17 protein-coding genes are annotated in these 19,158 nt (G+C 71.3%); 8 read left to right on the forward strand and 9 right to left on the reverse strand.

Translation table 11 applies throughout. The features are described 5' to 3' along the window. Together AABN02_RS09055 and AABN02_RS09060 are read right to left on the reverse strand one after the other, a co-directional pair. Positions 1 to 487 (reverse strand): carotenoid 1,2-hydratase (locus AABN02_RS09055; RefSeq protein ID WP_338414601.1); only part of this gene is annotated, 487 nt, incomplete at its 3' end. Next, positions 487 to 3,021: an FtsX-like permease family protein gene (locus tag AABN02_RS09060; RefSeq protein WP_338414602.1), complete on the reverse strand. Its 2,535-nt coding sequence runs from the start codon at positions 3,019 to 3,021 to the stop codon at positions 487 to 489. The genes AABN02_RS09055 and AABN02_RS09060, both read right to left, overlap by 1 nt. 107 nt (positions 3,022 to 3,128) lie before the next feature. Between AABN02_RS09060 and AABN02_RS09065 the strand changes: the two genes are divergently transcribed. Further along, positions 3,129 to 3,938, forward strand: a complete 810-nt coding sequence (locus tag AABN02_RS09065) for a GGDEF domain-containing protein (RefSeq protein WP_338414603.1) — start codon at positions 3,129 to 3,131, stop codon at positions 3,936 to 3,938. 23 nt (positions 3,939 to 3,961) lie between these two features. Here AABN02_RS09065 and AABN02_RS09070 read toward each other — a convergent pair whose 3' ends face one another. The 4 genes from AABN02_RS09070 to AABN02_RS09085 are packed head-to-tail and all read right to left on the reverse strand — an operon-like array spanning position 3,962 to position 7,276. Beyond that, entirely contained in the window at positions 3,962 to 4,654 is a 693-nt protein-coding gene (locus AABN02_RS09070; RefSeq protein WP_338414604.1) for an ABC transporter ATP-binding protein, read from the reverse strand. Further along, a complete protein-coding gene (miaA, locus tag AABN02_RS09075) occupies positions 4,651 to 5,646 on the reverse strand; it encodes a tRNA (adenosine(37)-N6)-dimethylallyltransferase MiaA (protein ID WP_338414605.1) in 996 nt (331 codons plus the stop codon). Before miaA ends, AABN02_RS09070 begins: the two co-directional genes overlap by 4 nt. Further along, positions 5,643 to 6,848 carry a multidrug effflux MFS transporter gene (locus AABN02_RS09080; RefSeq protein ID WP_338414606.1) on the reverse strand — a complete coding sequence of 402 codons (1,206 nt, stop codon included), beginning with the start codon at positions 6,846 to 6,848 and terminating at the stop codon, positions 5,643 to 5,645. The genes miaA and AABN02_RS09080 overlap by 4 nt, the downstream gene beginning before the upstream one ends. Further along, a complete protein-coding gene (locus AABN02_RS09085; protein ID WP_338414607.1) occupies positions 6,845 to 7,276 on the reverse strand; it encodes a DUF1841 family protein in 432 nt (143 codons plus the stop codon). The genes AABN02_RS09080 and AABN02_RS09085 overlap by 4 nt, the downstream gene beginning before the upstream one ends. A gap of 67 nt (positions 7,277 to 7,343) precedes the next feature. On the opposite strand from AABN02_RS09085, the gene AABN02_RS09090 reads away from it, so the two are divergent. From AABN02_RS09090 to AABN02_RS09105, 4 genes are all read left to right on the forward strand, one after another. Beyond that, positions 7,344 to 8,072: a sulfite exporter TauE/SafE family protein gene (locus tag AABN02_RS09090; protein ID WP_338414736.1), complete on the forward strand. Its 729-nt coding sequence runs from the start codon at positions 7,344 to 7,346 to the stop codon at positions 8,070 to 8,072. Between the two features lie 151 nt (positions 8,073 to 8,223). Continuing rightward, positions 8,224 to 10,401, forward strand: a complete 2,178-nt coding sequence (locus AABN02_RS09095) for a M6 family metalloprotease domain-containing protein (RefSeq protein ID WP_338414608.1) — start codon at positions 8,224 to 8,226, stop codon at positions 10,399 to 10,401. Positions 10,402 to 10,468: 67 nt separating this feature from the next. After that, complete coding sequence (locus tag AABN02_RS09100) at positions 10,469 to 11,272, forward strand: enoyl-CoA hydratase-related protein (RefSeq protein WP_338414609.1); 804 nt, start codon at positions 10,469 to 10,471, stop codon at positions 11,270 to 11,272. Positions 11,273 to 11,298: 26 nt separating this feature from the next. Further along, on the forward strand, positions 11,299 to 12,834 hold the full coding sequence (locus AABN02_RS09105; protein ID WP_338414610.1) for a malonyl-CoA synthase: 1,536 nt from the start codon (positions 11,299 to 11,301) through the stop codon (positions 12,832 to 12,834). A 3-nt stretch (positions 12,835 to 12,837) separates the two neighbouring features. Here AABN02_RS09105 and AABN02_RS09110 read toward each other — a convergent pair whose 3' ends face one another. Continuing rightward, positions 12,838 to 14,088 carry a DUF4010 domain-containing protein gene (locus tag AABN02_RS09110; RefSeq protein WP_338414611.1) on the reverse strand — a complete coding sequence of 417 codons (1,251 nt, stop codon included), beginning with the start codon at positions 14,086 to 14,088 and terminating at the stop codon, positions 12,838 to 12,840. After that, positions 14,085 to 15,050, reverse strand: coding sequence for a helix-turn-helix transcriptional regulator (locus AABN02_RS09115; RefSeq protein ID WP_338414612.1), 966 nt, complete (start codon positions 15,048 to 15,050; stop codon positions 14,085 to 14,087). Before AABN02_RS09115 ends, AABN02_RS09110 begins: the two co-directional genes overlap by 4 nt. 100 nt (positions 15,051 to 15,150) lie before the next feature. Between AABN02_RS09115 and AABN02_RS09120 the strand changes: the two genes are divergently transcribed. From AABN02_RS09120 to AABN02_RS09130, 3 genes are read left to right on the forward strand one after another with little or no spacing between them, the layout of a single operon-like run. Next, positions 15,151 to 15,957 (forward strand): ThuA domain-containing protein, encoded by an 807-nt coding sequence (locus AABN02_RS09120; protein ID WP_338414613.1) that lies wholly within the window; start codon positions 15,151 to 15,153, stop codon positions 15,955 to 15,957. Beyond that, complete coding sequence (locus AABN02_RS09125) at positions 15,954 to 16,997, forward strand: Gfo/Idh/MocA family oxidoreductase (RefSeq protein WP_338414614.1); 1,044 nt, start codon at positions 15,954 to 15,956, stop codon at positions 16,995 to 16,997. Before AABN02_RS09120 ends, AABN02_RS09125 begins: the two co-directional genes overlap by 4 nt. Then, entirely contained in the window at positions 16,994 to 18,169 is a 1,176-nt protein-coding gene (locus AABN02_RS09130) for an MFS transporter (RefSeq protein ID WP_338414615.1), read from the forward strand. The genes AABN02_RS09125 and AABN02_RS09130 overlap by 4 nt, the downstream gene beginning before the upstream one ends. Before the next feature lie 15 nt (positions 18,170 to 18,184). Here the strand turns inward: AABN02_RS09130 and hpaI are convergent, their stop codons facing one another. Beyond that, on the reverse strand, positions 18,185 to 18,991 hold the full coding sequence (gene hpaI, locus AABN02_RS09135; RefSeq protein WP_338414616.1) for a 4-hydroxy-2-oxoheptanedioate aldolase: 807 nt from the start codon (positions 18,989 to 18,991) through the stop codon (positions 18,185 to 18,187). Positions 18,992 to 19,158: the final 167 nt, after the last annotated feature.

The following is a 19,158-nucleotide window of genomic DNA, read 5'->3' on the forward strand; positions in this document are numbered from 1 at the left end:
GACCCACCCCAGGAGGTGACGCTGGTGCCGTGCGTGGGTCCCCGCCTGCGCGGGGATGACGGGTGGAGGTGCGCAGCAGGTGCCAGTCGCCCAGGTGGACCCGCGTGTCGCCGACAGCGCTGTCCGCCCGCCCGAAGCCGGTGCGGGCGATGCGCTGGTCGTGCCGCTGGTGGCGCTCGGCCAGGTCGGTCAGCGCGACGTGCGCGAAGACCAGTTGTTTCGCGGCAAACGCGCTCGGGTGGTCGGCGGCGACCTCGGTGCGCGAGCGGAAGAAAGTGAGCTGGAAGCCGTGGCTCGGCTCGGCGAGGCGTGCGGTCGCCGTGGCCGGGGCCAGCCAGCCGGTGGCGTACCACCACTCGGTCTGCGTGTCGGGGTGGCTGCCGAAGTCGGCGGGGAAGACCAGCGGGCGGCGGCGCACGCCCTGCGCGCCGGCCGCTATTGGCAGCGCGGACAGCGCCATCCAGTGCATGAGTTGCCGTCGGCGCATCACCAGTCCTCCTTCACGGCCAGCGCCATGTCGTGCGACGCTGCCGCCCGGCCGGAGAACCACGCCGTCACCGCACCCGCCACCAGCACCGCCAGCACCAGCGCCCCCAGCCGCCACCACGGCAGCGCCAGCTCCATCGTCCAGTGGAAGCTCTGCGGATTCACCACCTTGACCAGCACCACGCTCACCGCCAGCCCGAGCGCCAGCCCGAGCAGCGCGCCGACCGCCGTCCACAGCGCGCCCTCCGCACAGACCAGCGTCAGCACCTGCGCCCGCGTGGTGCCGAGGTGCTGCAGCGCGCCGAACTCGCGCCGCCGCGCCAGCACCTGCGACGAGAAGCTCGCCGCGATGCCGAACAGCCCGATCACGATCGCCACCGCCTGCAGCCACACGGTCACCGCGAAGCTGCGGTCGAAGATGGCCAGCGAGACGGCGCGGATCTCGGCCGGCGTGGCGATTTCCAGCAAGGCAGGATCGGCGGCGAGCGCCCGCAGGCCCGCCTGCACCGGTGCCACCGCCGCACCGGGCGCGAGCCACAGCGCGAGGTCGTTGACCTTGTCGTCGCCAGTCAGCCGCTGCCAGTCGCTGCGGTCGATGACCAGCGAGCCTTGCTGGCGGGCGTAGTCGCGCCAGACGCCGCGGATGCGCACCTCGGCCGTGCGCCCGTCCGGCAGCGGCAGGCGCAGGGTCTGCCCGGCCTGCACGCCGTAGAGCGCGAGCACCGCTTCGCTGGCATAGACATCGGGCAACCCAGCCAGTCCACCGGGTGAAGGCGGCTGCAGCGATCCGACCAGCGGCAGCGTCCGCGCCGCATCGCCGACCTCGCGGGCGATCAGCGCCACCGCGGCGCGCGCCGGGTCGAGCGAGACGGCCACGACCCGCTGTGCCTGCACCCGCGCGACACCGGGCAGCGCTGCGGCGGCCTGTACGAACGTGGGATCGAGGTAGGCGCTGTCGGCCTGCGCGGTGGTGGTGGCCGTGCGGGCGTAGAGATCGGCGGGCAGCACCTCGTCCAGCCAGTGCGTCACCGAATCGCGGAAGCTCGCCACCATCACGGTCAGCGCCACCGACAGCGCCAGGCTGGCGACGACGCCCGCGACGGTGATCGTGGCACTGGCGCGCTGGTCGCGGGCGCGCTCGATGGCGAGCAGCGCGATCGGGTGCCGCGGCGGCGTGATCCGGCCCATCAGCGCGCCGACCAGCAGCGGCACCGCCATGATTCCGCCCAGCAGCAGCAGTGCCACCGCGCCGTAGGCGGCCAGCGGCAGCTCGCCCAGCGGCGGCACGAAGGCCAGCGCGACCCCGGCCACCATCAGCGCCGGCCCGAGCCACGGGCGCTGCAAGGCCTGGTCGTGGCCACCGAGGCCCTTGAGGCTCTGCGCGGGCGACAGCTCGGCCGCCATGCGCGCCGGTTGCCAGCCGCCAGCCAGCGCGGCGACCAGCCCGAGTCCGCCGTAGACCAGCGCCGCGCCACCCGACCACTGCAGCGCGGGCGCCGCGCCACCCAACATTCCGCTGCCCAGATCGCCGCCAAGCACTCGCAAGGCCAGCACTGCCAACCCTGTGCCCAACGCCAGCCCCAGTGCTGCGCCGACGACGCCCAGCAGCGCCGACTCGGTCAGCACCAGCACCAGCCGCTCGCGGGCGTGCATCCCCAGTACCCCGAGCAGCGCCAGTTGCGGCACTCGCTTGGCCACCGCCAGCGACTGCACCGAAAACACCAGAAACGCCCCCGTGAACAGCGCCACCAGTGCCAGCACGGTGAGATTGACGCGATAGGCACGCGAGAGGTTGGACACGCGCTGCGCCGCTTCGTCCGACGCCGCGGCGCGCACGGTGTCCGGCAATGCCAGCGCGCGCAGCACCGCATCGCGGTCGGCGCCCGGTTGCAGGCGCAGGTCGATCCGGCTGAGTTGCCCAAGCCGGTCGAAGTGCGCCTGCGCCCCAGCCAGGTCGATCACCGCCAGCGGCCCGGTGTCGGCGCCGACGCTGCCGCCCACCGTCAGCGCCACCAGCCGGTTGCCGGACTGCACCCGCAGGGACTCACCGGCGTTCACACCGAACAGCCGCTGCGCCGCCGGGTTGAGGAACACCCGGTCCGGGTCGAGCAGGGCCAGCCGGGGGGCGTCCCGCAGCGCAGGATCCGGCCGCGGCAGCAGGGCCGGGGCCAGCGCGGCGGCCACCAGCGCGTCCTGACCGATCAGCTTCAGCCCGCGCTTGCGGCCCTGGGTGTCGAGCGCGTAGGTGTCCAGCTCGATCACCGGGCTGGCCAGCGCGACCCCGGCCTGCGCGGCGACGCGGGCGTAGAGCGCCTCGTCCAGCCCGCTGCGGCCGACGGGGCGCAGCTCCACATCCGGCTGGCCGTTGACCGAGCGCACCGCCTGCCCGAACTCGGCCAGCGCCGACGCGTTGATCAGGTGCACCGCGAAGGCCAGCGCCACGCCGAGGGCGATCGCCAGCAGCGCCACCGCGGTGCGGCCGGGATGGTGGCGCGCCTCGCGGGCGATCAGATGGAGCGTGTCGCGCGGGTGCATGGGGCGGGACCCTGGTGGATCTGTGGAGGATTTCGGCATTCTTGGCCGAGCCGGTACCGGTCAGTCTCCGCAGGGCAACAACGACGCGCGGCACAATTCGGTTCTTCATGGAACCACTTCCCGACCACATCACCGCCCAACCTGACATCGGCCCGCTCTTGCAGTCGGTGGCGCGTGCGGTGCAGCGCATCGGGGTGCAGCGGGCGACGGTGCTGGTGGTGGGCTTGAGCGTGGTGGCGTCGGTGTTGCTGACGCTGCTGTGGTATCTGGTCTCCGGTTGGCCGCTCTCCCCGCACTCCCTCATCGTCGCCGCGCTGGTGCCGGTCCCGATCGCCTCGCTGGGCGCGGGCTACACGCTCAAGCTGATCGTGGCGCTGGAGCAGGCGATGCGGCGCCTGGAAGAGCTGGCGATGACGGATTCGCTCACGGGGGTGCGCAACCGGCGCTGCTTCATGCAGGTCGCGGCGCTGGAGTTCGAGCGGGCGACGCGGCACCAGCGGCCGATGGCGGTCGTGCTGATCGACGTCGACCACTTCAAGCGCATCAACGACCTGCATGGCCACCAGCGTGGCGACCAGGCGCTGATCGACATCGCCCAGGCCTGCCAGCGCACGCTGCGCAAGACCGACCTGCTGGCGCGTTTTGGCGGCGAGGAGTTCATCGTCCTGCTGCCGGAGACCGGCCAGCGCGAGGCCGTGCGGCTGGCCGAGCGCATGCGCATGGCCGTGTTCACGGATCTGCGTCTGCCGGACCATCCGCTGGCCGGAGCCGTGACGATCAGCCTCGGTGCGGTGGCGCTCAGCCGCAGCACGCCGACGCTGGACATCCTGATCCAGGCCGCCGACCAGTCGCTCTTCGACGCCAAGCACGCTGGCCGCGACCGCGTCCACAGCCGGTCGTCGCCCATCCAGGCCTGAGTGGCGGCGGCGCGGGAGCGCCCTCATCCGCGCAGCTCGACGCCGTCCGCCCGCAGCCGCAGGGCGCGGTCGGCCTGGGCTGCCGCCGCCTCGGAATGGGTCACGATCAGGCAGCCCGCGCCATGCCGCCGCGCCTGGTCGCACAGCAGGTCCAGCACCCGCTGCGCGGTGGTCGGGTCAAGGTTGCCGGTCGGCTCGTCGGCCAGGATCAGCGCCGGCCGGTGCACCAGCGCCCGCGCAATCGCCACGCGCTGCAACTGCCCGCCGGACAGCTCGCGTGGCCGACGCTGACCGAGCGCGCCCAGGCCGACGTCCTCCAGCACGCCCTGCACCCGGGCCGCGATCTCGCCCCGGTCGCGCCAGCCCTGCAGCATCAGCGGCAGGCCGACGTTGTCCGCGACACTCAGGTGCGGCAGCACGTGGAAGGCCTGGAACACGAAGCCCAGCGACGCCCGCCGCAGCAGCGCCGCCGCGCGCTCGTCCAGTTGGCCGACATCGCGGCCGGTGATCTCGACGGTGCCGGTGTCCGCCCGGTCCAGCCCGGCGATGCAGTTCAGCAGCGTGGACTTGCCGACGCCGGATTCCCCCACGAGTGCGACCACCTCGCCGCGCTGCATCGCCAGTTGCACGTTGTGGAAGACGCTGGTCTCGCCGTAGCGCTTGCCGAGGCCGGTGATGCGCAGCAGCGGGGCGTCGGGCGGGGTGGGACTGGTCATGGCGCTTCCCGTTCCAGCACAGGCATCACCCGGGCCAGCACCTCAGCCACCGGATCGCCCATGTCGCAGGCGATCACCTCGCGCCGCGCCATGCCACGCAGCCAGGTGATCTGGCGCTTGGCGAGCTGCCGCGTGGCGGCGATGCCCTTCTCCGGCAGTTGCGCCGCGGGCCACAGGCCGTCGAGCATTTCCCAGGTCTGCCGGTAGCCGACGCAGCGCATCGACGGCAGCTCGGGATGCAGATCCCCCCGTGCACGCAGCCGCTGTACCTCGTCGATCAGACCGCCGGCCAGCATCGCCTCGAAGCGCTGGGCGACGCGGGCGTGCAGCCAGGCGCGGTCGGTCGGCTCCAGCGAGAGCAGCGGGAATTCGGGGGGCGTGTCGGCGGCTTTGGCAGCAGCGGCGGCGGCGGTGCGGTCGAAGCGGCCGGTGTGGAAGCTGGAGAGCGGCTGGCCGCTGACCTGCCACACCTCCAGCGCACGCTGGATGCGCTGCGCGTCGTTGGGCGAGAGCCGCGCGGCGGTGACCGGGTCGACCGCTGCCAGCAGCGCGTGCATCGCCGGCCAGCCGATGGCGCGGGCGCGTTCGTCCAGCGCGGCGCGCACGGCGGGATCGGCCACCGGCAGCGCGTCGATGCCGTCGAACAGCGCCTTGAAATACAGCATCGTGCCGCCCACCAGCAGCGCGCGGGCGCCGCGGGCGTGGATCTCGCCGATCAGCCGGCGCGTGTCGGTGACGAACTCGGCGGCGGAGTAGGCGGCGGTCGGCTCGATCAGGTCGACCAGGTGGTGCGGCACCTCGTCGAGTTCTGCGGCCGAGGGCTTGGCGGTGCCGATGTCCATGCCGCGGTAGACCAGCGCCGAGTCGACGCTGATGACCTCGACCGGCGGCAGACCGCGGTCGCGGCAGGCGCGGGCGATGGCCAGCGCGGCGGCGGTCTTGCCGCTGGCGGTCGGGCCGGCCAGCGCGAAGGTGGTCGGGGTGGCGCTCAATGCACACCTCCGTGGCGCTGCACCGTGGTCCAGGCGATCAGCGCCGTGACCACCGAACCGGCTGCGACGCCGTAGGCCAGCGGCCGGGTCGTGCCGTCCAGTGCCAGGCCCAGCCACTGTCCGATGAAGAAGGCCACCAGAGCCAGCAGGAAACCCGCCAGTGCCGCGGCCACGCCCGCCTGTTGCGGGAAGGGACCGACCGCGCCGGTCTGTCCGCAGGCCTGGTGCGTGCCATGTCCGAAAGCGTAGAACAGTTGTGGCACGAGGATGGCCCAGACCGTCTGCACACCCGCCGCGGCCAGCGCCGCCATCGACAGGCCGCCCAGCAGCGTGAAGCCGGCCGCGCGCCGGACCGCCCCGACCATGCCGTGCCGCACCAGCCAGCGCCGGCAGACGAAGGTGCCGGCGAGGTAGGACACCGAACTGCTGCACAGCGCCAGCCCGTACTGTGCTGCGCCCAGACCGAGCACCTGCATGTAGACAAAGGACGATCCCGCCAGGAACACGAACAGCCCGCCGTAGGTCGCCGCCGACAGCCCTGCCCAGGCGTGGAAGGTCGGGTTGGTGAGGACCGTGCGCCAGGCGGCCAGCAGCGGGCCGGGGTGCAGCGCCCGCGGGTTCTTCTGGCGGATGGTTTCGGGCAGACGGGTGGCGACGAAGACCAGCGTGGCCAGCGCGATCAGCGCCACGGCGATGAAGTTGGTGCGCCAGCCCAGGTGCCCGGTGAGCCAGCCGCCCAGCAGCGGGCTGGTGATGGCGATGACGCCCAGCCCGGACTGGCCGAGCGACATGATGCGGGCCCCTTCGTGCGGCGCGTACAGGTCGCGCACCATCGCCCGCGCGACGACGACCACGCCGGCCATCGTCACGCCCTGCACGACGCGCACGAGCACCAGCGCCTCGATGCTGTGCGCCAGCACCGCGCTCAGGCTGGCCAGCAGGTAGACGGCGAGCGTGGACAGCAGCAGCGGCCGGCGTCCGAAGCGGTCGGCCACCGGCCCGGCCACGAGCTGCCCGAATCCGAAGGCCAGCAGCAGTGCGGCCATCGTCAGCTGCGTGGCGTGCATCGAGGCCTGCAGCTCGGTCTTGATCGCGGGCAGCGCGGGCAGGTAGAGATCGGTCGTCACGGGCTGCAGGCCGAGCAGCAGCGCCAGCGCGACGGCGGCGACGAGGGCGGTGGGCCGCCGGGGTGGGGCCGTCATGCCGTGGCGCGGCGGCGCACGCGGTCAAGGTAGGCGTGCGGGTCGGGCGGCTGGCCGCTGCGCTGCGACTCCCAGAGCATCTCGCCCAGGCAGTCCATCACCTCGTGCTGCGCGGCGTGCAGATCACCGCGCTTGGCCGCCAGCAACTCCACCGCCTGCCGGATGCCGCGCGGCTGGTCGATCGAGACCTGTTCGCTGATGCTCAGGTGCATCGACAGGTGCAGGAAGGGGTTGGTGCGGCCCTCGTCGACCGTGTAGACGGCGGCCAGCGCGGCCTCCAGGTCGGACAGGTCGGCGTGGTACTCGGGGTGGCGCTCGATCCACTGCGCGGCCAGCGTGTCCATCGCGGACAGCGGCTCGGCGGCGCAGTGCTTGCGCCACGCCTCGCAAAAGAAGGTCCGGACGTCGTTCTGGCTGGGTGCAAACATTCCACAATTGTCGCCCGTTCGCGGAGTTCCGCGATGCCCCAAGGCCTGTCCCGTGATCACTGACCCGATGTTCTACGCCGCGGCCGTGCCGGCGGTCTTCCTGATGGGACTGTCCAAGAGCGGCTTCGGTGCTGGCTTCGGCGCACTGGCGGTGCCGCTGATGGCGCTGTCGATCCCCGTGCCGCAGGCGGCGGCCATCATGCTGCCGCTGTTGTGCATGGCGGATTTTTCCGGGCTGGCCGCGCTGGTGCGCCACGCCGACTGGCGGTTGCTGCGTTTCCTGATCCCGGCGGGGCTGCTGGGCAGCCTGATCGGCTGGGTGTCGTTCGGGCTGCTGCCGGTCAAGGTGGTGGCGGGCATCGTGGGGGCGGTGACGCTGCTCTTCGTCGTGCTGCGGCTGTTCTTCCCGCCGAAAGCCGATGTGCCGGCACCGCACCGCGGCCTGGGCTGGCTGCTGGGGGCAGCGTCGGGCTACACCAGCTTCATCGCGCACGCGGGCGCGCCGCCGATCAGCTTCTACATGCTGCCGCTCAAGCTGGAGCCGCTGCGCTTCAGCGGCACGATGGCGGTGTTCTTCACCATCGTGAACCTGTCGAAGTGGATTCCCTACTGGCAGCTCGGCCTGATCGACCTGCGCAACCTCAGCACCTCGCTGGCGCTGGGGCCGGTGGTGCTCGCCGGGGTCTGGACGGGGGTGCGGCTGGCCACGCGGGTCAAGCCGACGCTGTTCTACCGGCTGGTGATGGCGGGGATGGTGCTGTCCGGGGGCAAGCTGCTGTGGGATGCGCTTGCCTGACCCGGACTGGTGCGCGCAGCAGAATTTTTTCTCCTGGTAACGCCGGGATTGGCATATCCGCGTCAAGCCGCGGAACTTGAGTGCCGAAACAGGCGGGGGACAGGCCTCTTTTCAGGGTCTGACCGCCTCTTGCCGGACCCAGGGAGCCACCGTGATCCACCGAAGTACCGTGCGCGCACTGCTGCGTCGCCTCATGCGCCCGCTCGCGCCTGTTCTGACCGTCCTGTTCTTCGCCCTGGCGCTGCCTGCCTGGGCACTGGCGCCGCCGAGCGACGCTGAACTGGAGCAACTGCGCGCCAGCGGCCAGCTCGCCACCCAGGCCGCGCAGGCCCGCAAGCTCGGCAACCACCTGCTCGACCCGGCCACGGTGGCGACGCTGGCCTACCGCACCGGGCGCGCGAACGGAACCATCTCGATCGACACCCCGCCGCCGGCCTGGGGCGGCGGACTGCCGGCGACCGGGGCGCCGAAGATCCTCGTGCTGCTGGTCGATTTCCCCGACCAGCCCCATGTCGAAGCCAACACGGACGCGCTGATCGAGGAGCGCATGTTCGGCGTCGGCGGGGCGACGGTGCTCGGCTATCCCTACGAGAGCCTGCGCGCCTACTACCAGCGCTCGTCCTATGGCCAGCTGGATCTGCATGGCCATGTGGCGCCGTGGTACCGGGCACGCTACAACCGTGCCTACTACGAGGGGCTGGGCGAGCGTGCCGGCACAGCGGCGGTCATCGACGAAGCGCTCGGTGCCCTGCAGGCCACCGGCCACCCGCTGGCCCAGTACGACAACGACAAGGACGGCAGCTTCGACACCCTGTTCGTCAAGTGGGCCGGCCCGGCCGGGGCCTGGGCCTCGTTCTGGTGGGCCAAGCAGACGGTCTATGGTGGCACGCAGACCTACGGCGGCAAGCGCATCCGCAAGGTGGTCTGGTCCTGGGCGGGTGGGCACTACAACACCGATCCGCTCTACGAGCCGCAGGTCGACATCCACGAGACCGGCCACGCGCTCGGCTTGCCCGACTACTACGACTACGACAGCACCGTCGGCCCCAAGGGTGGCGCCGGGGGCTACGACATGATGCACAGCAACCTCGGGGACCACAACGCGTTCTCGAAGTTCGTGCTGGGCTGGCTGACGCCCCGGATCGTCGCCAGCGGCAGCCTCACCATGTCGCTGCGCCCGTCGGGCACCAGCCCGGATGCAGTGCTCTTCATGCCGGGTGCGTCCGCCACCAACCCCTTCGCCGAGTATTTCCTGGCCCAGTACCGGCGCCGCTCGGCGGGCAATGACGCTGGATTCGTCGCAGACGGCCTGTCGCTGTGGCACGTCGACGCCCGCCTGAACGCCTCGGGCTACGACTATCTCTACAACAACTCCTACACCGCGCACAAGCTGCTGTCGCTGGTCGAGGCCGACGGTCTGAACCAGATCGCGCAGGGGCAGACGGCCGATCCGGGCGATCTCTACACCGCGTCCCGGCTCTTTGGCCCGAGCACGGTGCCGAACTCCAGCCGCTACGACGGCAGCGCCACCGGTGCGTCAATGAACGGCATCGGGGTGGCCGGCACGACGATGGCCGCCTATTTCCACGTCAGCTTGCCGGTCCCCGTGCAGGTGAGCCGCCAGGGCCGCGGCACCGGCACCGTCACCGGGACGTCTGCCGCGATCCAGTGCGGCACGGTCTGCGCCGCCAGCGTGGACAGCGGCAGCCGGGTGGTGCTGACCGCCAGACCGGCCACGGGCTCGGTCTTCACCGGCTGGAGCGGGGCCTGCAGCGGCACCAGCACGGTCTGTGTCCTCAGCCCGAGTGCGGCGGCGACGGTGACCGCCACCTTCGAGCTGCCGACCTTCGCCGTGGGAGTGACGCGCCTTGGCCGCGGCAGCGGCACCGTGCGGGGGCCCTCCGGACTGGACTGCGGTCTGACCTGCAGCGCGCGCTACAGCGTCGGCACGCAGGTGACGCTGACGGCCGTCGCCTCGGCCCAGTCGGACTTTGCCGGCTGGTCGGGCCACTGCAGCGGCGCGGGACCCACCTGCACCGTCACCATGAGCGCGGCCCGAATGGTGCGGGCGGAGTTTTCGCCGAAGCAATACGTGGTGAACCTGCGCCAGGCGGGCAGCGCCGGGCGCATCGGCGGCTTGCCGTATGGGGTGACCTGTCCGGGCGGGTGCAGCTTCCCGCGTGATGCGGGCAGCGTGGTGCAGCTCTGGCCGCTGCTGTCGCGTGGCCAGCGCTTTGTCGGCTGGAGCGGAGCCTGCACCGGCACGGGGATCTGCCGGCTGGCCATCGACGGGACCAAGTCCGTGACGGCGACCTTCGCCGGTCCCTGAGCGGCCGCTGCCTGCGGGGACACAAAGTCCCTAAGATGGCTTCTTTCGATTCCGAAGAAGCCGTCCCATGAGTGCCGAACTGCTGCCCGAAGTCCGCTACGAACGCCACGCGACCTTGCCCGACGTGGCCGTTGTCACCCTGTCCAACCCCGGCAAGCTCAACGCCGTCAACGTCGCCATGTGGCGCGCGCTGCGCGAGATCTTCGACGGTCTGGCCGAGCGCGAGCCGCTGCTGCGCTGCGTGGTCGTGCGCGGCGAGGGCGGCACCTTCGTCTCCGGCGGCGACATCGAGGAGTTCCCCGCCTTCCGCTTCGACGAGGCGCGGCTGCGGCACTTCCACGAGGAGATCGTCGCCCCGGCACTGGACGCGATGTACCGCTGCGACATCCCGCTGGTGGCGCAGATCGAGCGGGCCTGTGTCGGCGGCGGGCTGGAGATCGCCTGCCAGTGCGACCTGCGCATCGCGGGCCAGTCGAGCCGCTTCGGCGCGCCGATCGCGCGGCTCGGGTTTCCGATGGCGTGTGACGAGCTGGCCGGTGTGGCGCGGGTGGCCGGGCTGGCGACGGCCGCCGAGATCCTGCTCGAAGCGCGGCTGCTGGACGCGGAAACCGCGCTGCGCCGCGGGCTGGTCCACCGCGTGGTCTATGACGACGAGGTCGCCGCCGAAGCCGAAGCGACCGCGCAGCGCATCGCGGCAGGCGCCCCCCGCGCAGCACGCCTGAACAAGCGGGCGCTGCGCCTCGTCGCCCCCCAGTTCCATTTCTCCGAAGCCCAGCGCGCCGAGTTCGCCGCCTACGCCACCGGCCCCGACCACCGTGAAGGCATCACCGCCTTCATCGAGAAGCGCAAGCCGAACTTCACCGGCGTCTGATCGATCACCCCACCCACCGCACGACCATGTCCAACGAAAACCTGTTCGCCGCGCTGCGCGGTGCCTTTCCGGCCGACCTCGACGCGGCGGCGATCGAGACCGACAGCGGCCTCGTCTACTCGTGGCGCGACCTGGAGCGCGCGACCGCGATGCTGGCGAACCTGCTGCAGTCGCTGGAAATCCCCGCCGGCAGCCGTGTGGCCGCGCACACCGAGAAGTCGGTCGAGGCGCTGGTGCTCTACCTCGCTACGCTGCGGGCCGGCTTCGTCTACCTGCCGCTGAACACCGCCTACCAGGAAGCCGAACTCGACTACTTCATCGGCAACGCCGAGCCGGCCGTGTTCGTCTGCGCGAGCAAGAACTTCCCGTGGATCAGCAAGCTGGCGTTCCAGAAGGGGGTGGCCCACGTCTTCACGCTCGACGACGACCGCACCGGCTCGCTGCTGGAGCGCGCCTCGCACTTCAGCGACCAGCACGAACCCGCGGTCAAAGCCGCCGACGACCTCGCCGCCATCCTCTACACCAGCGGCACCACCGGACGCAGCAAGGGCGCGATGCTCAGCCACGGCAACCTGCTGTCGAACGCGCAGGTGCTGAAGACCCACTGGGACTGGCAGCCCGGCGACGTGCTGGTCCACGCGCTGCCGATCTTCCACGTCCACGGCCTGTTCGTCGCCAGCCACGGGGCGCTGCTCAACGGCTCGAAGATGCTGTGGCTGTCGAAGTTCGACCCGAAGGCGGTGGTCGAGCGGCTGCCGCGGGCCAGTGTCTTCATGGGCGTGCCGACGCTGTACGTGCGGCTGCTGCAGGAAGCCGGCCTCACGCGCGAAGCCTGCGCCCACATGCGGCTGTTCATCTCCGGCTCCGCGCCGCTGCTGATCGAGACCTTCCGCGACTGGCAGACCCGCACCGGCCACACCATCCTGGAGCGCTACGGCATGAGCGAGACCATCATGCTCACGTCCAACCCTTGCCGCGCCGAGGATGGCGACCGGATCGGCGGGACGGTCGGCCCCGCGCTGCCGGGTGTCGGCGTGCGCGTGGTGGACGATGCGGGCGCGGCGCTGCCCGCGGGCGAGATCGGCAACGTGCAGGTGCGCGGCCCGAACGTGTTCGGCGGCTACTGGCGCATGCCGGAGAAGACGGCCGAGGAGTTCACCGCGGATGGGTGGTTCAAGACCGGCGATGTGGGGCGTTTCGGCGCGGATGGCCACGGCTACCTGACCATCGTCGGCCGCAGCAAGGACCTGATCATCACCGGCGGCTACAACGTCTACCCGGCCGAGATCGAGGGCTACCTGAACGACATGGCCGGCGTGGCGGAGTCGGCGGTGATCGGCGTGCCGCACCCGGATTTTGGCGAGGCGGTGGTGGCGGTGATCGTGCCGAAGGCGGGGGCGGCGCTGGACGCGGAGGCGCTGGTGGCTGCGCTCAAGTCGCAGATCGCCAACTTCAAGGTGCCCAAGCGCGCTTTCGTCGTCGCCGACCTGCCGCGCAACGCGATGGGCAAGGTGCAGAAGAACCTGCTGCGCGACACGCACAAGGCGCTGTTCACCGGTTGAACGTCAGGGGCCGGCACTCAGCCACCACCCGCCCCAGGCCGCGGCGAGGATCAGCAGCAGACCGGGGACCACCTGCTGCGCGAACGGCCGTCCCCCGGCCGACACGGCGGCCACACACTTGGACAGTGTGTTGGTCGTCAGCGCCAGCAGGATGGGCAGCGGCGCCGCGCCTGCGCCGATCGCGCCCGAGGCCACCAGCGCCGCCACCGACACCGCCGGCGCGTGGGTGTCGGCCAATCCTGCGAGCGCGGCACCGACCGCCAGCCCCGCCTGCCCATACGCGCGGCTGAGCGCGGCCGAGGCCAGCGAGACGGTGGCGAGCAGGGCGGCCATCCCCAGCGCCGCCTTGAAGCTGAAGGCCTGGCCGAGGTCGGTCGTGACCTCGCCGCTGCTGCGCATCGAGCGCCAGGTGGCCACGCCGCCGAAGGCCAGCGCCACGCCGCCCGCGCCCAGCAGCGGCAGCGCCATGGCGCGCAGCGTGGGCAGGCTGGTCACCGCCAGCAGCAGCGCCATCTGCACCATGGTCCCGACGGTGGACAGCACCGCGCCCGCGACGGCGGCCTGGGCCAGCGCCGGGTTGTTGCGCGCGCGGGTGCCCATCGCGCCGATGGTGGCGGTGCTGGAGACGAAGCCGCCCGACAGCCCGGTCAGCGGCAGCCCCCAGCGGTTGCCCAGCACACGCAGCGCGACATGGCCCGCCGCCGCAATCGACATCACCAGGATCACCACCAGCCACAGCGCGCGCGGCTTCAGCGCGCCCCAGGGGTCGATCGGTTCGTCCGGCATCAGCGGCAGCACCAGCAGCGTGGCGACCGCCAGCACCAGCAGGTCGTGCAGCTCCTGCTCGGTCAGCCAGCCATGCACGAACCGGTGGATCGGGTCGCGTGCGGCCAGCAGCACGGCGACGACCGCCGCGACCGCCGCCGCCCACGCCGGCGCCTGCATCGCCCACGCGCCGAGCAGCAGCGTCACCAGCAGCGCGATCTCGCTGGTCAGCCCCGGATCGTCCGAGCGGTTGCGCAGGTAGCTGACCACCGCCAGCAGCGACACGCCGACCACGCTCGCCGCCAGCAGCCACGGCCCGAGCCCCGCCGCGAGCGCGCCCAGCAGCGAGACCAGCGCGTAGGTACGGATACCGGCGGGGCTGCGGCTGGCGCCAGTGCCCTTGCGGCGCTCGCGCTCCAGCCCGATCAACAGCCCGATGCCGAGTGCCACCGCGAGGTGGGTCCAGGAGACGTCCGACAGGGGGGTCATGGCGCCGATGGTACGGCGTCTTCTCTCCAGGCCTTTGGCGTCACGCCGTGGTGGGTGCGGAAGGTGCGGATGAAGTAGCTCGGCGCCGCAAAACCGCAGGCCCACGCGACCTCCTTGCCCGACAGCGTCGTCTCGCGCAGCAGCCGCGCGGCGCGTTCCATCCGCAGCCGGTTGATGCAGCCGATCAGCGTCTCGCCGCTGACTTCGCGGAACAGGTGCGAGAGGTAGTCCGCCGTGCAGCCCGATTGTTCGGCGAGCCGGCGCACGCTGAGCGTGTGGTCGCCGAGCTGGTTCTGGATCAGCACACGCAGGCGGGCGACCAGCGTGGGCTCGCGGCCGGGCTGGCTGTCGGTCTGCAGCAGGTGCAGCACGCCGGCCAGCGCCGCCGCGATCAGGGCGCGTGCCTGCACTTCGCCCCAAGCGGGTGTGGCAGCGTCGGGCAACGCTTCGGGGCTGCGGCTGGCGTCGAACAGCCAGTCGTGGATGCGCCCGACCTGCGCGTGTTCGCAGGCTTCGAGGTGGTGGATGCCGGGGCGGCCGGGGCTGAGTTCATGCGCCAGGTGGCAGGTCAGCGTCGGCGCCTCCGCGTAGAGCACGAGGTTGCGGAACGGCTCGCCGTGGTCGCCGCGCCCGACGCGCTCGTCATGGCGCAACTGCGGCGGCACCAGCAGCGCCTGACCCGGCGTCACGCGGCAGAGTCCTTGCGGAAAGCGGAAATCGGTCCAGCCGGAGAGCTGCAGGAACAGTTCGGGCGCGAGGTGAAAGTGCCCCTCGCCGCGCGGCAGCGGCTCGCTCAGGCGTTGCGGGCGGTGGACCACCAACGTGCCGGCGTTGGCGGCGGCGAGGGCTGTGCGCAGGCCGTCGAGCATCTCGGCAGGCGGCGGGGCGCCTGGAATGCGCGGCGGAAAGTCGAAGACATCGGCGCAGCGGATGGGGCCGGAGGCGTCCAGGATTTTTTGCATCATTGTCGGAATTCTGCTAGCGGAGCCGCTTGGGGGGAGGCGGTGTCTACCCCTATTCTGTGGGCCTGTCGTCCCGTCCACCCTGTTTCGGATCTCCCCCGTGAAAACCAAGATTTCTGTCATTGTCTGGAACGAATTCCAGCACGAACGCCAAAACCCCGCCGTCCAGGCAATCTACCCCGACGGCCTGCACGCTGTCATCGCACAAGGCCTGCGCGACACCCCGGCGCTCAACCCCGGCGCGCTGCCACTCGACATCTCCACCGCCACCCTCGACCAGCCCGAGCACGGCCTGAGCGAAGAGCGCCTGGCCGGCTGCGACGTGCTGGTCTGGTGGGGCCACCGGGCGCACGACCAGGTGGATGACGCCATCGTCGAGCGCGTGCAGCGCCGCGTGCTCGAAGGCATGGGGCTGATCGTGCTGCACTCGGGGCATTTCTCGAAGATCTTCCGCCGCCTGATGGGCACCAACTGCTCGCTGAAGTGGCGCGAGGCGGACGAGAAGGAGCGGCTGTGGGTGGTCGAGCCGTCGCACCCGATCGCAGCCGGACTGGGTGAGTATTTCGAGCTGCCGTATGAGGAGATGTACGGCGAACGCTTCGACATCCCTAAGCCGGACAGCCTCGTCTTCCTGTCGTGGTTCGAGGGCGGCGAGGTGTTCCGCTCGGGCTGCTGCTGGGAGCGTGGGCATGGGCGGGTGTTCTATTTCCGCCCGGGCCATGAGGCGTATCCGACCTATTACGACGCCAACGTGCAGCGCGTGATGACCAACGCCGTGCAATGGGCGGCGCCGCGCGTCAACATCGTCGACGTCTGCCCGATGAGCCCGCCGCTGGAGACGCTCAGCCCGAAGGCGCTGAACTTCGGCAAGGTCGGCATCCAGCAGAGCCGCGGAGACATTGCATGAGCGGGCGTCGTTTGCGTGTCGGCGTGATCGGCCTGGGCATCGGCCGCATGCACATCGAGGGCTGGCGGCAGCACCCGCAGGTCGAAGTCGTCGCGATCGCCGACGCCGACCCCGTGCGGCTGGCCGAGGTGGGCGAGCAGTTCGGCATCCCGGGGCGACACACCAGCGCTGAGGCGATGCTAGCGGCCGAGTCGCTGGACGTGGTCAGCGTCTGCACGCCCAACAAGTTCCACAAGGAGCTGACCTTGGCGGCGCTGGCGGCGGGTTGTCACGTGCTGTGTGAGAAGCCGATGGCGATGAACGCCGACGAGGGCCGCGAGATGCTGGCCGCCGCCGAGCGGGCAGGGCGGCGGCTGATGATCAATTTCTCGTACCGCTTCTCGGCGCAGTCGCGCGCCCTGAAGGCACAGGTCGATGGCGGCGTGTTCGGCGAGTTCTACTTCGGCCGCAGCGTCTGGCACCGCCGACGGGGGATGCCGGGCTTTGGCGGCTGGTTCGGCACCAAGGCGCTGGCCGGCGGCGGGCCGCTGATCGACCTGGGCGTGCACCGGCTCGACCTGGCGCTGTGGCTGATGGGCTACCCGAAGCCGACCTGGGTGATGGGCGCGACCTACGACCCCATCGCCCGCGAACTGGCCGACAAGGCGGGCAAGACCTTCGACGTGGAGGATCTGGCCACCGCGTTCATCCGCTTCGAGAACGGCGCGACGCTGGCGCTGGAGGCGTCCTGGGCGGCAAACATCGCCGAAGCCGAGCTGATGGAGACGCGCCTGCTCGGCACCAGGGCGGGCTTGCTGCAGCGCAATCTGGACGAGGGCTACACCTTCGACGCGCACATCTTCACCGAGCTGAACGGGGCGCCGTTCGACCTGCACCTGCACCAGGCCGCGACGCCAGCCCCTTCGGCGATGCACGACTACGCGGACGCCATACTCCACGACCGGCCGCATCCCGCGCCGGGCGAAGAGGGGCTGATCGTCATGGAACTGCTCGATGCCATCTACGAGAGTGCGCGCACCGGCGCGCCGGTGCAGCTGTGACGGCCGCCGTCGAGACGACGCCCGACACCGCCCGGCTGTCGCGGGCGCGCACGGCGGTGCGCTGGCAGTTCGGTGCGCTGGGCGTGCTGGGTGGTGCGTGGGGCGCGCATGTGCCGTCGCTGAAAAGCCACTACGCACTCGACGAAGCCACGCTGTCGCTGGTGCTGCTGTCGGCGGCCCTGGGGGCGGTGGCTTCGCTGTTCTTCGCGGGACGGGTGGTCGGGCAGATCGGTGTGCGCCGCACGGTGCAGATCGGTGTGGTGGTCATGGGCACGGTGCTGGCGCTGGTGCTGCAGTGGCCGGGGCTGTGGGCGGTGCTGCCGACGATGGTGCTGTTCGGGGCGGCGATGAGCTGCTTCGACGTGTCCATCAACGCCGAGGGTACGGTGCTGGAAAGCCTGAGCGGGCGCGCCGTGATGAGCAACCTGCACGGCTCCTTCAGCGTCGGCGCGATGACGGGCGCGGCGCTGGTGGCGGGGCTGCTGCGGCTGGCCGTGCCGCCGGCGTGGCAACTCGCGGGCATCGGCCTGGGCGCTGCGGCGCTGGTGATGCTGACTTCGGGCGGCCTGCTGGACACGCACCCGGCCGAGGCCGGCGAGGACGGCGAGCGGGCGCATTTCGCCTGGCCACGCGGGATGCTGCTGGTGATCGGGCTGCTGATCTTCACCGGCATGACTGCGGAAGGCGTGATGTACGACTGGTGCGTGCTCTACCTGAAGCAGGAAGTCGGGATGCCGCAGGCGCAGGCTGCCCTTGGCTACGCCAGTTTCTGCGGCGCGATGGCGCTGGCGCGCTTCGGCGGTGATGCCTTGCGGGCGCGCTACTCCGAGCGGCGGCTGCTGGGCGGAAGTGCCTCGCTGTCGGCGGTGGCGATGGCGATCGTGTTGCTCAGCGGGCAGCCGGTCGTGTCGCTGATCGGCTACGCCTTTGTCGGTGCGGGGCTGGCGCCGGTGGTACCGATCCTGTTCAACGCGGCGACGCGGGTGCCAGGAGTCAGCCGGGCGGCGGCGATCGCGTCGGTGTCGTCGATCGGTTACTCGGGCTTCCTGATCGGGCCGCCGCTGATCGGCTTCATCGCGCAGTCGGTGTCGCTGACCGCGGCGATGTCGGTGGTTGTGGTCGGTGCGGTGCTGCTGGCGGTGGGGGCGCGGCGGGTGCCGGTGCATGACTGAAGCGCTCGGCGCCGCTCAGTAGGCGCTGGAGCCACCCGACGACGCCGGGTGGTGCGTCGCCTTGAACCGGCCAGCCAGGTCGCGGGTCGCGCGCGCCAGCATCGTCGCCTCGACACCGACGGCCACGAACCGGGCGCCGAGGGCGATGTAGTGGCGGGCCAGCGTCTCGTCGACCGAGAGGATGCCCGGGGCCTTGCCGGCCGCCAGGATGCGCGCCATGGCTCGGTCGATGGCGGCGCGCACGTCGGGGTGGTCGGGGTTGCCCAGGTGCCCCATTGATGCGGACAGGTCGGCCGGTCCGATGAAGACACCGTCCACGCCGTCCACGGCGGCGATCTCGTCGAGCTGCGTCAGGGCCGACGCGGTTTCCACCTGCACCAGCAGGCAGACGCTGTCGTCGGCTTCCTGCAGGTAGCCGGGCAGCGCGCTCCACCGCGAGGACCGCGCCAGACCGCTGCCGACCCCGCGCACGCCGCGCGGCGGATAGCGTGTCGCGGCGACCAGCGCCCGTGCCTGTTCGGCCGTCTCGACCATCGGCACCAGCAGGGTCGTGGCGCCGATCTCCAGCACCTGCTTGATCAGCGTGGAGTCGCCCTGCGGAATGCGCAGCACCGGGTGCGAGGGGTAGGGCGCCACCGCCTGCAGGGCGCCCAGCATCGAGCGCAGGTCGTTCGGGCCATGTTCGCCGTCGATCAGCAGCCAGTCGAAGCCAGCGGTGGCGCACAGCTCCGCCGCATACGGGTCGGCCAGGCCGAGCCACAGACCGATCTGGGCGCCGGGAGAGGCGATGGCGTGCTTGAAGGGATTGGCTGGTGTGTGCATCAGACGAACCTCGCTGGAATGGAGCCGAGCGGCGCAAGCTTGCTGGCCCGCCATGCGACGCTGTGGGCCGCATTGTCAGCGATCGTTTGTCCAGCACCGCGCCTTGCGCCGTCCAGGGCGCTGTCGCAAAGCAAAAAGCCCAGGTGCTTGATGCACATGGGCTTTTT

Origin of the sequence: uncultured Sphaerotilus sp. (genome assembly GCF_963924895.1) — a bacterium.
Classification (GTDB): Bacteria; Pseudomonadota; Gammaproteobacteria; order Burkholderiales; family Burkholderiaceae_C; genus Sphaerotilus.